Consider the following 429-nt stretch of genomic DNA (forward strand, 5'->3'; position numbering starts at 1 on the left):
TAACTCAGGGCGTGCTGTCGTGGCTGCCGCCGACGGGAATCGTAAAGGAATACATCGTCATCGTTCGGCAGGGCGCTACCGCGGTGCAGTCGCACAACGTTCCGGCCACCTCGACGGAGATCGCCATTAACGGCCTGCCGTCTGGAAACTACACAATGAGCGTGGCGGCGGTTGGGCCGATGGCGCGCTCCGGCGAGGCGACGATCACCGTCAGCATCAACGGACCTCCCATTCCAGAGAGCTGCGTGGTGCAGGCCTCGATCGACAGCATCGTGCTGATCCCAAGCAATTCACAAAACGGTCTGAACGGAGGGACTTACGAATACTTCTTCAGCACTTCGCCAACGGCAACTTCTGCGGATGCCGAATATCTGGGGCAAGGCCTGACCTTCACCCATAACGGGCTGGGGTTCTGGACCAACTACTACT

1 pseudogene is annotated in these 429 nt (G+C 59.4%); it reads left to right on the forward strand.

Features of this window, described 5'->3' with window-relative positions:
• Window positions 1–429: pseudogene (locus tag L6D63_RS28465) on the forward strand (hypothetical protein); the annotation flags it as partial.

It is taken from the genome of Pseudomonas parakoreensis, assembly GCF_021602155.1.
GTDB classification, from domain to species: domain Bacteria; phylum Pseudomonadota; class Gammaproteobacteria; order Pseudomonadales; family Pseudomonadaceae; genus Aquipseudomonas; species Aquipseudomonas parakoreensis.